This window comes from Hoylesella loescheii DSM 19665 = JCM 12249 = ATCC 15930 (assembly GCF_000378085.1).
Lineage (GTDB): Bacteria > Bacteroidota > Bacteroidia > Bacteroidales > Bacteroidaceae > Prevotella > Prevotella loescheii.
The window spans coordinates 19,227-33,459 of record NZ_KB899210.1 but is presented as its reverse complement, the minus strand read 5'-3'; the positions used below and the strand labels follow the sequence as shown (position 1 = coordinate 33,459).

Genomic DNA, 14,233 nt, shown 5'->3' with positions numbered 1-14,233 from the left:
AAACCGCCTTAACAATTAGGAAAGCAATAATACATGCTGCAGTGGCAGCCAATCATGAAGCGCACACATTATTATATAATATGTGTGGCCTTATGGCATGGCTACCTGCTAATGAAGTAAAATATAAAAACGGAAGATGAATAAAAGTCTTTTACTTGTGTTGCTGATGACCCTTTGCTCGCTCGGGCTAAGGGCGCAATCGTCTATGACCGACTTGCAGGTGATGCAATTTGTGCTAAAAGAGCACAAAGCGGGCACTTCGCAGGCCCAAATTGTCACTAAGTTGATGCAGCGCGGAGTAGACATCCAACAAATCAGACGCGTGAAAGACGCGTACGAACGCGTGGCCAAAAACAAGGGATTGGGACAGGTGAGCAACGGAACAAACAAGGACGATAAGCTTGAAGACAGCCGTATGCGCAAGAACAACGGCGAGAATAAGACAGATACGAAAAACAGCCAGATGATAAGAAGTGTGGGCCAAGACGACCACGACTATCCCACTACGCATAGAAACGCTGCCGATCATGGGCTGATAACACATGAACTTAACGAATTCTTACCCGATTCGGCTACTCAACAAGAACGCGATAGACTGAATATCTACGTGGGTAGGATGCCTAAGAGAGTTTTCGGACGCGATATATTTAATCGCAAAGATCTCTCATTCGAACCCAATATGAACATCGCCACTCCCCAAAACTATCGTTTAGGTCCAGGCGACGCAGTAAATATAGACATCTATGGTGCATCGCAGAAATCGGAGCAGACAACCGTTTCGCCCGATGGCGATGTGGTTATCGAAGGTTTCGGACCTGTACAAGTGAGCGGACTAACCGTGGCAGAGGCTAACGCACGCCTGCGTTCTACCTTAGGTTCACGCTATAGCAGTTCGCGAGTACGCCTAACCGTGGGTCAAACGCGCACCATCATGGTGAACGTAATGGGTGAAGTGAAGCGACCTGGCACCTATACCCTATCGGCTTTTGCATCGGTGTTCCACGCCTTATACATGGCTGGTGGCATCAACGACCTAGGTACGTTGCGTAATATTAAAGTGTATCGACAAAACAAACTCGTTACCGTGGTAGATATCTACGACTACATTCTGAACGGAAAGCTAACAGGTAACGTGCGGTTGGCTGACAACGATGTGGTTGTGGTTGGTGCATACGACTGCCTGGTGAACCTAACGGGCAAGGTGAAACGCCCCATGTATTACGAAATGAAACGTAGCGAGAGTGTAGGAACATTGCTGAAATACGCAGGTGGCTTTGCTGGCGACGCCTATACCAAGGCCGTAAGGGTGGTGAGAAAAACGGGCCGCGAATATTCGGTGTTTAATGTAGACGAGTTTGACTTCAATACCTTCCATTTGGCCGACGAAGACTCGGTGAGCGTAGACTCTATTTTGCCACGTTTCTCAAATATGGTTGAGGTTAAGGGTGCCGTGTTCCGTCCCGGCATGTATCAGGTGGGAGGCTCCATCAACAGCGTTCGTACCCTGATAGAACATGCTGAAGGTATCACAGAAGAGGCCTTTACTGCACGTGCCGTGATGCATCGCATGCGCCCAGACCGAACCTTGGAGGTTATCCCCGTAGACGTTGAAGGCATCATGAGTGGAAAAGTGGCCGATATACCCTTGCAAAAGAACGACGTGCTGTTTGTTCCCACTAAGGGCGAAATGATGCAACAGCAAACCGTAACCATACATGGCGAGGTGATGTATCCCGGCATATACAAGTTTGCTGCCAACGAAACGCTAGAAGACTTGGTGTTGCAAGCGGGCGGATTGAAAGAGTCGGCCTCTACTACCAAAGTGGATGTGGCCCGACGCATTATCAATCCCAAGGCCCTAAGCACCGATTCGGTAATTTCGCGCACCTACACCTTCGCCCTTAAAGACGGGTTTGTGATAGACGGTGAGACAGGATTTACGCTGCAACCCTTCGACGAGGTGTATGTTAGAAAAAGTCCCGGCTACAACGTACAGAAGAACATCGCCGTACAAGGACAGGTGATGTTTGCTGGAACTTATACGCTTACGAGCAAGAATGAACGCCTTAGCGACGCCATTAAGCGTGCGGGTGGCGTAACCGACTTGGCTTATATTCGCGGTGCACGCCTTGAACGGCGTATCACACCCGACGAACGACTACGCATGGAAACAGTTTTACGACTGGCCGAGATGCAAAGTGGCAAAAAAGACTCGGTGGAAAAGAAACGCCTAGACCTTGGAGACACCTATTATGTGGGTATCGAATTGGAAAAGGCTTTGGCTGAACCGGGTGGCGATGCCGACCTCGTGTTGCGCGAAGGCGACAAGCTTATCGTGCCCGAATATAACGGAACGGTGAAGATTAGCGGTAACGTGATGTATCCCAACACCGTAGCCTACGAGAAAGGACGTCGTCCGGCATGGTACATCAATCAAGCTGGTGGTTTTGGAAACCGTGCCAAGAAGAGCAACACCTATATTATATATATGAACGGAACTGTGGCTCGTGTGGGTCATAACGCCAAGGTACGTCCTGGATGCGAGATTGTGGTGCCCACCAAACCCGAAGGCAATGGCAAGGCGCTTACCCAATGGCTCTCTGTAGGTACCACTGTAGCCGGACTCGCCACACTGATAGCAGCGATTGCAAATTTGATTAAGTAAGAAAATGCAATAAGTCAACTTAAGCTAGACCATCCATGGGATTGCAAAAAAATTTCATCTACAACAGTATAATTACCACGTCTAATTATATCTTCCCTTTAATTGTCTTTCCATACATCTCTCGCGTATTGGGAGTGACGAATGTAGGTGTTTTCAACTTCATAGACAGTGTGGTAAATTATTTTGTTGTCTTCTCGATGATGGGGCTCAGTACGCTTGGCGTTAGAGAGATCGCCGCGGTGCGAACTGATAAGGAGAAGCTTGACAAAGTTTTTTCGAGCCTCATCACTTTAAGTGGACTTTTCACGGTAATAGCACTTATTGCGCTCATCGTTTCAACCTACACTGTACCCAAACTGTACGAACATAGACAGCTGATGTATATCGGGGCGGTTAAGTTGGTTTTCAATTTCTTGTTGATAGAATGGTTTTATACAGGGCTTGAAGACTTTAAATACATAACAAAACGAACGCTTCTCATTAAGATATTGTACGCCCTCAGCATATTTGTTTTTGTGCGCAAGCAATCGCACTACAACGTTTATTTCACCCTTACGGCATTGGTTGTGGTGGTAAATGCTATTGTAAACATAACCAAAAGCAGACAATACGTACATTACAACATAAGGAAGGTAACACTAAAAAAATACATCAAGCCATACATTCTGCTAGGTCTGTACATGATACTTACCACCATGTATACAACCTTTAACATTGTATATCTTGGCTTTGCGTGTACCGCCGACGAGGTGGGACTATTCTCTACTGCTTACAAACTAACATTGCTTTTCCTTGCTTTTTATACAGCATGGAGTAGTGTTATTATGCCAAGAATAAGCTCAATATACGCCACAGGAGATGAAAAGGAGTTTAGAATGCTCATCGGCAAGTCGCTTTCTATACTCTTATGCTTTGCCATACCACTCATGGTTGTAGGCATTATTTTCAGCGACGACATCATCTTGCTGCTTGCCGGGGCAGAGTTTGCCCAAGCTGCGGTTTCGTTACGCATTATGTTTCCTCTGGTATTCATCGTAGGATACAGCCAGATCATGGTTATACAAATATTGGTGCCAGCCCATAAAGACAAACAACTGACGCTTATCTCTTGCATAGCCGCCATCATTGGCATTATGCTGAATGCGGCCTTAACCCCTTACCTGAAATCAACAGGTACAAGCATCGCTTGGTCTTCGGCAGAACTCAGCATCATGGCAATGACCCAAATCATCACGTTTAAGTCGTTTAGGCAGGGTTTCCCCTTTAAACAGCTGAGCAAAAACATCATTGCATACATGCCTGCCTTGCTGGTATGCTTGGTTATTACCTATTGCTTCACCACGCCAAACATACTTAGACTGGCATTAAGCAGCTGTTTTATGGTCTGTTATTTTGTGGCTATACAATATTCATACCTAAAAGACGTTTATCTAATGTCGGCTAGTAGTAAATTCATCAACGGTATATTCTCAAAGAAATGACACTCACTATCGTCTGTATAATCCTAATTGGCATTTTGATTTGGGACTATCTGTTCTTTATCGTCCTTGCGTTTCCCATCAGAGTGTATCAGAAACACTTGATAAAGCTACGCAAACGCCAACAAGCAACTCATGCAACGGAGCTTATTTCGGGTACTACTGCTGGGTATGGACAATTGAAAAAGAAGGTTAGAGCCATTTTTGTAGGACTTATCAGGTTCTTCGATATCAAAATAGGCTACTTGCCTTGTCTTTGGTTGAGGCATTATATATATAGAAAGGTTTTCCTTATCAAACTGGGGAAAGATGCAATCGTACATTATGGTAGTGAAATTCGTAACCACAACCACCTGTCAATAGGCACCCATAGCATTATTGGCGACCGGGCTGTGTTAGATGCTAGGAATGGCATTGTTATTGGAGAAAATGTGAATATCAGCAGCGACGTTCACATCTATACCGAACAACACGACCACGAAGACCCCTTGTTCAGATGCAATAGCGATGAAAGTTTTCGGGTTAAGATTGGCAACAGAGCTTGGATTGGCCCTCGGGTCACCATCCTCCATTCGGTGAACATCGGCGAAGGGGCCGTCATTGCAGCAGGGGCAGTTGTAACGAAAAACATCGCCCCCTTCGCTATCGCAGCAGGAATACCTGCTAAGCCGATAAGACAAAGAAACAAAGAGCTTGCATATACATTAACAGACGATGATGCCTGCTTCTATTAAAATGCAACAAAATGATGGCTTACGAAGAAAAAATGGTTGAAGTGTCTGTTATATTCGTTAACTATAACGCTACTGATATGCTCATTGAGGCTATCCGCTCGGTGAAGGAACATACGCAACATGTTTCTTACGAGCTTATTGTTGTAGACAACGCTTCGCCCGACAAGGGAATTCAAAGAATAAAAGACACGTTCGAAGAAGAGATAAAAGTTATCATCAGCACACAAAATCTAGGATTTGGTGGGGCAAACAACTTGGGCGTAGCCGAGGCCGAAGGTAAGTATATCTTTTTTCTTAACCCCGACACCCTACTCTTAAACGATGTAATAAGTTCGTTGTACGCTTATTGCGAGAGCAACGCAGACAAACGGATTGGCGCGTTGGGCACGATATTGCTGTCGCAAGCCAAACAGCCAACCAATTCTTTTGGCATGTTTCTTTCTCCATGTAATGTTATTGCCAACAGGCTAGGTCTATCTCGTGGCACGCAGGTCCTACAACAGATAACCCAACCAACAAATGTTGATTTCATAACCGGAGCCGACTTGTTCGTACCTCGAAGTGTTCTTCAAGAAATAGGTTGCTTTGATACACGATTTTTTATGTATTGCGAAGAAGTGGACTTACAGCAGCGAATGGCGCAGAAAAGGTATCAACGAATCGTGCTACCGCATGCCGGCATCGTCCATTTCGATGGTGGCTCGTACCAACAAGTTAAGAAACGTTCTGCATCCAGGCGCCAAGAGCAAGACAGAAGCATCTGCATCTACATAAAAAAACATTACCCACGGTCAGCATACTATCTTTTTCTGCTGGCTTTTATCCTCATAAGATGGCCCGCATACATAAACCCGCATTATCCGCTTAAAGAGAATTGGCGATACTTCAAAATGCTCATTTCTCCCAAACTAAGTAAAAGACAATAACGCATAATCGGTAAATTAACATGATGAAAGAGAACATATCCACCGCAAAAAGCAAAGAAATAGACGTGATAGGCCTTGCCAAAAGGGTGTTTCGCGAAAAGAAACTGCTGGCAAAGTTTGTCTTCGCCTTCATCGTTCTTGGAGTTGTATATGCTTTAAGCACACCCAAAGAATACACGGCATCGGTTGTTTTGGCGCCAGAGGTGAACAGCATGGGGATGTCGTCTAACTTAAACGACATCGCTAGCATGATGGGCGTTGACATGGGACAAAAAGGCAAATTCATGGATGCCATTTACCCAGACATCTATCCTAACATCTTTGAGTCGACAGACTTCATCGTAAAACTCTTTGATGTACCTGTAAGACTTCAAGAGTCTCAACAAACGAAGCTTTATTCTGAGCATCTGCTCAAAGATACGCCAACGCCCTTTTGGTCATATCCCTTCAAATGGGTTGGCACCTTACTGAAACCCGACAGCGATACGGTGCAAATCAATTGTGTCAATGCTTTCCAGCTTACCCCAAAACAGTTTAGCCTGTGTAAAACCATTAAGGGAAGGATTGATTGCCTATCAAACAAAGGCACGAACATCATTACAATTACTGCCACAGACTACGACCCGATGGTTGCGGCTATCTTGGCGGACACGCTTCAAAGCAGGCTGCAAGAGTACATCCTTAGATACAGAACGCAGAAAGCCCGTAAAGACCTTGCCTTTGTCATGAGACTTAACGAGGAGGCAAAAAAACAATACATCAAGGCCCGGCAGTTATATAGCAACTACTCTGATGCGAACATGGATGTTATTCTAACTTCGTATAAGTCGAAAATTCAGGATTTGGAGAACGACCTACAAATGAAATACAACAGCTACACACAAATCGCCAAACAGGTTGAACAGGCAAAGGCCAAGGTGCAAGAGAACACCCCCGCTTTTACCATTATTCAGCAGGCATCGGTTCCCTTGTTGGCTTCTAGCACGCCGCGTTCTTTCATGGTATTGGGATTTGCCGTGATGGGGTTCTTGTGCGGTGCGCTCTGGGTTTTGTTCCTTCGCGATTTCGTAGCTAAACGCAGAAAGGCAAAGACGGCAAAGAACAATGGTTAACGCCCTACCCTACCTGCTATTGGTGCTTGCTTATGGGTTACTCTACTTCTATCATCAATACACCCAGTCGAGCATTCACCGCACATACATTAAGATTGTATGTGTGTTAATCTTCGTATTCTTCTTTGGGTTCAGGGGCTTCATCAATTACGATTGGGTTAATTATTATCCATTCTTCAACAGCATAACAAGCAATCCGCTACGCAACATTGAAACCATACAGATGGAACCTGGCTTTGTTCTGCTTGCATCTGTATCAAAGCTGATATACCCCAGCTATCAGCTGTTCGTCTTTGTGTGTACCATTATCAACATTACGCTACTTACGCTTTTCTTCAACAAGTACACCGAGAAAACCCCGTTGGCATTCTTGATATTCTTATGCATGAATGGTTTCCAGATGAGCACCGACCTTATGCGCAACTCTATCTCCATACTTATCATCATCAACACATTCAATTACATACAAGAACGTCGCCCAATACCTTACATGTTTTGGTGTTTATTTGCCGCTTCTTTCCATTCGTCTAGCCTGTTTTTCATCCCATTATATTTCGTTTTAAACAGAAGCTACAATAGGTGGGTGCTCATCGGCATCTTCGTTACAGCCAATATCGTGTACATCCTGCACATTCCTATATTTAGAGAAATAGTGTCTTTGTTAATCGGATTTGTTTCGCCCACCACAGCCCAATGGATAGACACATATCTTAACTTTGACGCAACCACTGGCTCCGTATTGAGCATTGGTTACATTGAACGTTTACTCACGGGCGTGTTGATGTTCTGCTATTTGGACAAACTGCGCAACATAAGGAAAGACAACGATATCTTTATCAACAGCCTGTTCCTTTTCCTATGCCTGTTCTTATTTTTAAGCGAGTTCAGAACAATAAGCATGAGGATTTCTACGCTTTTCAGCTATGGCTATTGGATAATTTGGATCGACCTCTTGGATTGCTTCCGCTATCGCAACAACCGTTTTTTATTCATTCTCTTTATCGTAACATATTGTTTGCTTAAAACTTACAGCAACAACAAAAACAAGCTGTCCGACTATTATAATGTGTTATTCGAAGAAAAAAACTATACCGAGCGACTATTACATTTCAGGCAATACTATTATGATGGAGCAGAAAAATAATAAACTTTTGTACATCGATTATATGTTCATGCGCGGGCATGTCAACTTTAATCGCGTACACATCGATGCCCTTTTAAAAGAAGGATACAATGTAAAACTTGTCCTGCATAAGGAAATAGCAAGTCTGCTTCCTTACGCCTACCAGCAGTATGCTCTGGTTATACCTCGCATTTTGGGCACAAATGTTCACAACCCGATATTGTCTAGAATAATCATGCTGCTTACTATCATATACATTAAGCTGCACGTACGTTTTTCTTCTTACGGGCATGTCGTCATATCATGTATGGACGAGATAACCCTAGGCGCCTGTCCGTTTTACCAAAAGATGTTTATTATATGTCACGGCAATGCCCGTGGACTAGCTAATAGGGTTAAGCGACTTTTCATCAAGCGCTTAGCCAAACATAATGCGTTCATTGTTTTTAATGAAAGCATGAAAGAGCCCTTTGTTAAGCATGGAATACGCAAGGTGTTCGTTGTGTCTCATGGCTGTGTTCCGCCATTTCAATTCCATCCCAACGTACCTGCTAAATTTGCCACTTCATCATTTAAGAGGCTCATATTCCACCCGTCGCCCAATATTGACAGCTCTTTTGTAGATAAGCTACTGCATAGCGAAAAGCTTCAAGCACTGCTACAAAAAGAAAAATGTTTGCTGATTTTGAGAAACAACAATCATATAAACATAACCAATGCCAACATCATATACGTTAGCGAATACTTGCCAGTTGAGCTGTATCAGAACCTGTTTCTTACGGCAGATATTATCCTGAACATCTATCCCGCGCGTTTTAAGTACATGGTTAGTGGGGTAAGTTTCGAATGCGTGGCCAACCAAAAGAATATGCTCTTCGCCAGTAATCCCTCTCTGAACTATTGCAATGATTTTTATAATTATCAGCCAATGTTTAAAGATATAGACGACCTCTGTCACAAAATTGCATATCTGCTGCATACTCCAACGGCCAAGTGTACAGTGTTGCCTGCTCAGTTGACACCCACTTATAAGGCCATCCTTTATTCTCCCCTGCGAGAATAAGTTTACGCTTAATCGGCTTGTTAAGCATAAACACGTCCCACATACAAGGCCTGTAAATTCGAATTGCAAAACATTGTTCTGCACAAAGAAAAGTATTCTCGGCTAAGGAATGAAATATTGGGGATTGCTTACAACAGAAACATCCCCAAAACGACAAATTAACAGATGTACTCCTCTAAATCGCTTTGCTTCATAACCAATATCGGTGCACATTATCGTTTTCCTATCTTCAGCGAGATGGCCAAAGCATTTGCGTGCCATTTTTACTTGGGCGACAAAGTAGCTACACCAATAAAGAAGTTCGATTATACCAAGTTGGAAAGCTATCGCCAAACATTGAAGAACGTTTACTTCGGTCCTTTCTATTGGCAACGAGGTTCGGTAAGATTGCTTTTTAAGCCCTATCTTTATTACATCATTGATGGCGAGCCTTTCTGCCTTTCCTCGTGGGCAATATTGATGTTAGCCAAGCTTACCCGAAAGAAAACCATTGCATGGACGCATGGGTGGTATGGCAGAGAGGGAGCAATAAAAAGACTGGTTAAAAAAATCTTTTTCTCCTTGCATTCCGCTTTGTTGGTTTACAGCGAATACGCCATTTCCCTGATGCAGAAAGAGGGAATACCAAGGAGTAAAATGTATTGCATCGCCAATTCGATGGATTCGGACAGAGAACGTGCCATACGAGAACAACTTGCTTGTAGCGACATCTACCGCCAGCATTTCCGTAACGACAACCCTACCATCATCTATTGTGGGAGAATTCAGAAAAGTAAAAGGTTGGAATTACTCATAGACTGCGTTGCCCAATTTAAGCAAGAAGGCCGCACCGTTAATGTTGTCTTCGTGGGAAAGGATGTAGAACAAGTTAACATCTACCAATACGCGGAAACCAAGGGCGTGGCTGACTGTGTTTGGATGTATGGTCCTTGCTACAACAATGATGTGCTCGGGCAATTGTTCTACAATGCCCATATCTGTGTCTCGCCCGGCAATGTAGGTCTTACAGCCATTCATGCGCTTACGTTTGGATGCCCCATTGTTACTCATAACAACTTTCCTTACCAAGGACCGGAGTTTGAGGCCATACGTCCAGGCGAAACGGGAACATTCTTCGAACAAGGCAATGCCAAGAGCCTGAAACAGGAAATAGAATATTGGATATGTGCAGACGCAGACAAACGTGAGCAAACTAGACAGAAAGCTTTTGACGAAATCGACCGAAAATGGAACATTCATTATCAAACGGAAGTAATTAGAAAAGTGCTAAATGAAACATAACCCCACCCTATACCAACGTCTGCGCGGCGTTGTCCGAGAAGAAATACTTAACGTTCTTGGTGCCTGGGCAACTCCCGCCCCAGGTATCCACATCTTAAACGGGCACAGAATAGCGACCGAAAAAGAACCAGACACTTTTCGGAACTTACTGGAAAACTTATCGCGTAACGTAACTTTCATTCGAATAGAAGATGCCGTTGAGCGAATTATGCGCAAAGAATGTCCCGACAAACCATTGGTGGCTTTCACGTTCGACGATGGTTTTATGGAGTGTTACGACATTTTCGCTCCTATTTTGGAAGGGTTTGGCGTAAATGCTCTCTTCTTTGTCAATCCAAATTATGTAGAGGGAGACGACGCCTACATCGAACATTTTAACAACCACATGGTGCTTACCGAAGGGAAACAGCCTATGCGTTGGCCGCATCTAAGCGAATTGGCTAACCGCGGACATATTATCGGGGCACATACTATGGACCATTATATGATTAACGCCGACGATGAAGACACGCTACGTCACCAAATCGTAGCTTGTAAAACAGTGATAGAACAACAATTGCAACAGCCCTGCAACTACTTTGCCTTTCCTTATGGAAGGCTTACGCATGCCAATCAGCGGTCGATAGACATCGCCTGCAATGCTTATAAGTACGTCTTCTCACAATCCGATTACAAACATTACTTCTCTTTTAATGGGAAAGTTATCAATCGCAGGCACTTCGAGCCTTTTTGGCCTATTAAGCATCTTAACTATTTCGTCAGTTGTAATAAGACCTACGAATGAAAAAGCTGTTGCAAATTAACATCACCGCCAACTGGGGGTCGCATGGGAAAATAGCCGAGGGTATAGGTCAAGCGGCTATCAAGCAAGGTTGGCAAAGCTACATCGCATACGGAAGATGGGCCAATCCCAGCGCATCCAATCTCTTCCATATCGGAAACAGATGGGATGAAATGCGTCATGGGGTAGCCTCACGACTATTTGACAACCACGGCCTAATGTCACAAAAGGCCACGAAGTTGTTACTGCAATTCGTCAGAAACGTCAACCCCGACATTGTACACCTGCACAACATACATGGCTATTACCTCAATTATCCACTACTTTTTCAATACCTACGCCAACACGACATCCCCGTGGTGTGGACTCTGCACGACTGCTGGAGCTTTACTGGCCATTGTGCCCACTACGAGTTTATTGGGTGCGAGAAATGGAAAACGCATTGTGCAGAATGTCCGCAAAAAGGCGCATATCCTAAGAGCTTGCTGTTAGACCGCTCGTATCGCAACTTCGAACAGAAAAAAGATACTTTCCTTTCCCTCAACCGCCTTACACTCGTTCCCGTAAGCCAGTGGTTACAACGCCAGTTACAGCAGTCGTTTTTCAAGCATACACCCACACGCCTTATATATAATGGTATTGATACGGATGTTTTTAGCAAACAGACGGAAGTAAACTGGATTAAAAAGAAGTATGGCATCCCTGAACATTGCGCCATCGTTTTGGGAATTTCCTCCAATTGGTACCGAAAAGGTTTGCCCGACTTTCTTCAACTAGCATCACTCTTGCCCTCATCCATCCGTATCGTCCTTGTTGGTCTAAACAAACAAGAGCAAAAATTAGCCGCCCGAGCAGGCATTGTAGGCATTAGCCGCACTGATAACCTACACGAACTATGTTCACTCTATTCCGTTGCCAACGTTTATTTCAACCCAACATGGGAAGACACTTTTCCCACAACCAATCTTGAGGCGATGGCCTGTGGAACGCCTGTGGTTACTTACAACACAGGCGGAAGTCCCGAAGTCATTACAGCAGGGACGGGCATCGTGATAGCAAAAGGCGACATTCAAACAGCCGCCATTAAGATAGAGCTGATATGCCAACAGCCAGCCAACACATTCGAAGGTCCTAGTAGGCAACACATTATTCGGCATTATAACAAAGAAGAACGGTTCTCCGAATATCTCAATTTGTACACTAACATCCTCAAAGATACCTAGAAAGAGATAGTGAATAATTTCGTATTTCGCACAAACATGCGAATTAAAACCTGAACTCTAAAACCTTATAAAAGTATTTCAAACAGATAAACAATGGGTGAGTATATATACCGTTCTCCCTACATGCACGTGTATCCTCGCGCAATAGGGTTAGTCGGCTACCCATATTCTTGGTGCTAGCACCACCTGTGCGCATCGTAACAAAGTCTATGTTCAGATATTTTGCCCTAATGTTGAAACGCTTAAAAAGCCTAACCATCATTTCGAAGTCGCCACCAATCTTATAATCGGTCTTATACAGGCCTGCTTTCTGAAAAATTTCCTTACGCGCATAAAATGAGGGATGAGCGGGCATAAGGCCAAAGCGCAGCCACCATGGGCGAAAACCTGCCGACGAATAATGACGTACACTATGCGTTAGGTCGGGTTCGCGAACGAAATGTACGTCGCCATAAACTGCATCTAGCATAGAATCGGAAAACGCTTGCGCCACTTTCTCCACCACATCTGTGGTTGTAAAGAAATCATCTGAATTCAAAATACCCACCACATCGCCTGTAGCCATTCGCAAACCTTTGTTCATAGCATCGTATATCCCATTGTCTTTCTCGCTCACCCAGCGTAGTCTGTTCGTAAACTTTGGTTCAAACTCGCGGATAAGGTCGATGGTGTTGTCGTTCGATTGACCGTCAACAACAATATATTCGATGTCAGAGTAGGTCTGGTCTAACACCGATTGCATGCAGTCTGCAATAGTCGCAGCACTGTTAAAGGCCACTGTAATTACCGTTACTTTCATCGTCTTATAATCATTTGCATAAACGAAGTACGAGCCATCTTATTGCATTATGCTATGACGAAAGCACAAAAGTGGTGAAAAAAGCCCCAAAACTTGCACGACTAAATAATAATGTGTAAATTTGCAGACTTTTTCATGGCATTTCGCCGTGCTCTAATAAGTGCCTGTATTAAAGAATACGGAAGCTGACTATGGGCAAACAAAATCGGGGTTGACTGGATTTGACAGCGGGATGAAATGGTATGTAAGCACGCGGAGCGTAGGTGGCTGGCTCCATAATCCCAGTTATCAACAATTTAATTGGCGAAAGAAATTACGCTCTCGCTGCCTAACCGAAGCACAGTAGGTTCTAGGCTTTATTCCGTCACTAGGTGATGGAACGAGACATCGCTCAGAGGCTGTTGTTCCGAAGCCAGCTGATTAAGCGGTGCAGATAAATCGGAAATAGTTTGGCGTGGCCCCGCTCGTCGAATGAAATTTTAGGGGATAAGGCATTGGTTGGTGGTCCGGGTCTTGCCAATGCACGAAAATCGCAGGCCGGAATAAGCGTGTAGAAAGCGTATGGTTTCCCTGTTTGGACGTGGGTTCGAATCCCACCAGCTCCACACCACTTCCCCCTCTAAGGGGAAAACATAAATACCGCTTGGGCACAAACGTAGCCTTCGGCCATCGTTGCCCAACAAAACAAGAAACGAACAAACGCCCCTCCATCCGTGGATTGGGCGTTTTTTCGTTTACGACGGTAAGCGAGAACACGCCACATATAAAGTAAACCATTCAAACGGACTCATCCTTTAACAAACGCCAACCAAACCCTTAAATGATGCATTTTAAACACTTGTCCCGCATCTTTTTGGTGAATGGCACACCACTTTTAAGCATTCGTTGCGATATCTATAATCAGCACTTCTGTTATACATCAACTGGACTCTCGTTCCATATCAACTGGAACATTGTTCCATATCAACTGGAACAGGATTCCACATGAAATGGAACAGGGTTCCATCTTAGATGTACCGGAACCTTTAATTGCACAACTACTTACGAG

General features: G+C 44.3%; 11 protein-coding genes and 1 other RNA gene. 11 read left to right on the top strand and 1 reads right to left on the bottom strand.

Translation table 11 applies throughout. The features are described 5' to 3' along the window. Positions 1-136 precede the first annotated feature (136 nt). From F453_RS0100105 to F453_RS0100060, 10 genes are all read left to right on the top strand, one after another. The gene (locus tag F453_RS0100105) at positions 137-2,665 is read left to right on the top strand and encodes a polysaccharide biosynthesis/export family protein (RefSeq protein WP_025789856.1); all 2,529 of its coding nucleotides are present in this window, start codon (positions 137-139) and stop codon (positions 2,663-2,665) included. Between the two features lie 35 nt (positions 2,666-2,700). Further along, positions 2,701-4,146, top strand: coding sequence for a flippase (locus F453_RS0100100; protein ID WP_018966166.1), 1,446 nt, complete (start codon positions 2,701-2,703; stop codon positions 4,144-4,146). Beyond that, positions 4,143-4,877 carry an acyltransferase gene (locus F453_RS0100095; RefSeq protein ID WP_018966165.1) on the top strand — a complete coding sequence of 245 codons (735 nt, stop codon included), beginning with the start codon at positions 4,143-4,145 and terminating at the stop codon, positions 4,875-4,877. Before F453_RS0100100 ends, F453_RS0100095 begins: the two co-directional genes overlap by 4 nt. Positions 4,878-4,888: 11 nt before the next feature. Beyond that, complete coding sequence (locus F453_RS0100090; RefSeq protein ID WP_018966164.1) at positions 4,889-5,803, top strand: glycosyltransferase family 2 protein; 915 nt, start codon at positions 4,889-4,891, stop codon at positions 5,801-5,803. Positions 5,804-5,823: 20 nt separating this feature from the next. Continuing rightward, complete coding sequence (locus F453_RS0100085; protein ID WP_025789857.1) at positions 5,824-6,915, top strand: Wzz/FepE/Etk N-terminal domain-containing protein; 1,092 nt, start codon at positions 5,824-5,826, stop codon at positions 6,913-6,915. Beyond that, the gene (locus tag F453_RS0100080) at positions 6,908-8,059 is read left to right on the top strand and encodes an EpsG family protein (protein WP_018966162.1); all 1,152 of its coding nucleotides are present in this window, start codon (positions 6,908-6,910) and stop codon (positions 8,057-8,059) included. Before F453_RS0100085 ends, F453_RS0100080 begins: the two co-directional genes overlap by 8 nt. After that, on the top strand, positions 8,040-9,101 hold the full coding sequence (locus F453_RS0100075; protein WP_148295775.1) for a hypothetical protein: 1,062 nt from the start codon (positions 8,040-8,042) through the stop codon (positions 9,099-9,101). Before F453_RS0100080 ends, F453_RS0100075 begins: the two co-directional genes overlap by 20 nt. A 165-nt stretch (positions 9,102-9,266) precedes the next feature. After that, a complete protein-coding gene (locus F453_RS0100070) occupies positions 9,267-10,382 on the top strand; it encodes a glycosyltransferase family 4 protein (RefSeq protein ID WP_018966160.1) in 1,116 nt (371 codons plus the stop codon). Beyond that, positions 10,372-11,166, top strand: a complete 795-nt coding sequence (locus F453_RS0100065) for a polysaccharide deacetylase family protein (protein ID WP_018966159.1) — start codon at positions 10,372-10,374, stop codon at positions 11,164-11,166. The genes F453_RS0100070 and F453_RS0100065 overlap by 11 nt, the downstream gene beginning before the upstream one ends. Then, on the top strand, positions 11,163-12,386 hold the full coding sequence (locus F453_RS0100060) for a glycosyltransferase (protein ID WP_018966158.1): 1,224 nt from the start codon (positions 11,163-11,165) through the stop codon (positions 12,384-12,386). Before F453_RS0100065 ends, F453_RS0100060 begins: the two co-directional genes overlap by 4 nt. Before the next feature lie 43 nt (positions 12,387-12,429). On the opposite strand, the gene F453_RS0100055 is transcribed toward F453_RS0100060, so the two are convergent. Beyond that, positions 12,430-13,185 carry a glycosyltransferase family 2 protein gene (locus F453_RS0100055; protein ID WP_018966157.1) on the bottom strand — a complete coding sequence of 252 codons (756 nt, stop codon included), beginning with the start codon at positions 13,183-13,185 and terminating at the stop codon, positions 12,430-12,432. 207 nt (positions 13,186-13,392) lie between these two features. Here F453_RS0100055 and ssrA point away from each other — a divergent pair. Continuing rightward, positions 13,393-13,793, top strand: a transfer-messenger RNA (tmRNA) gene (gene ssrA / locus F453_RS14775). Positions 13,794-14,233: the final 440 nt, after the last annotated feature.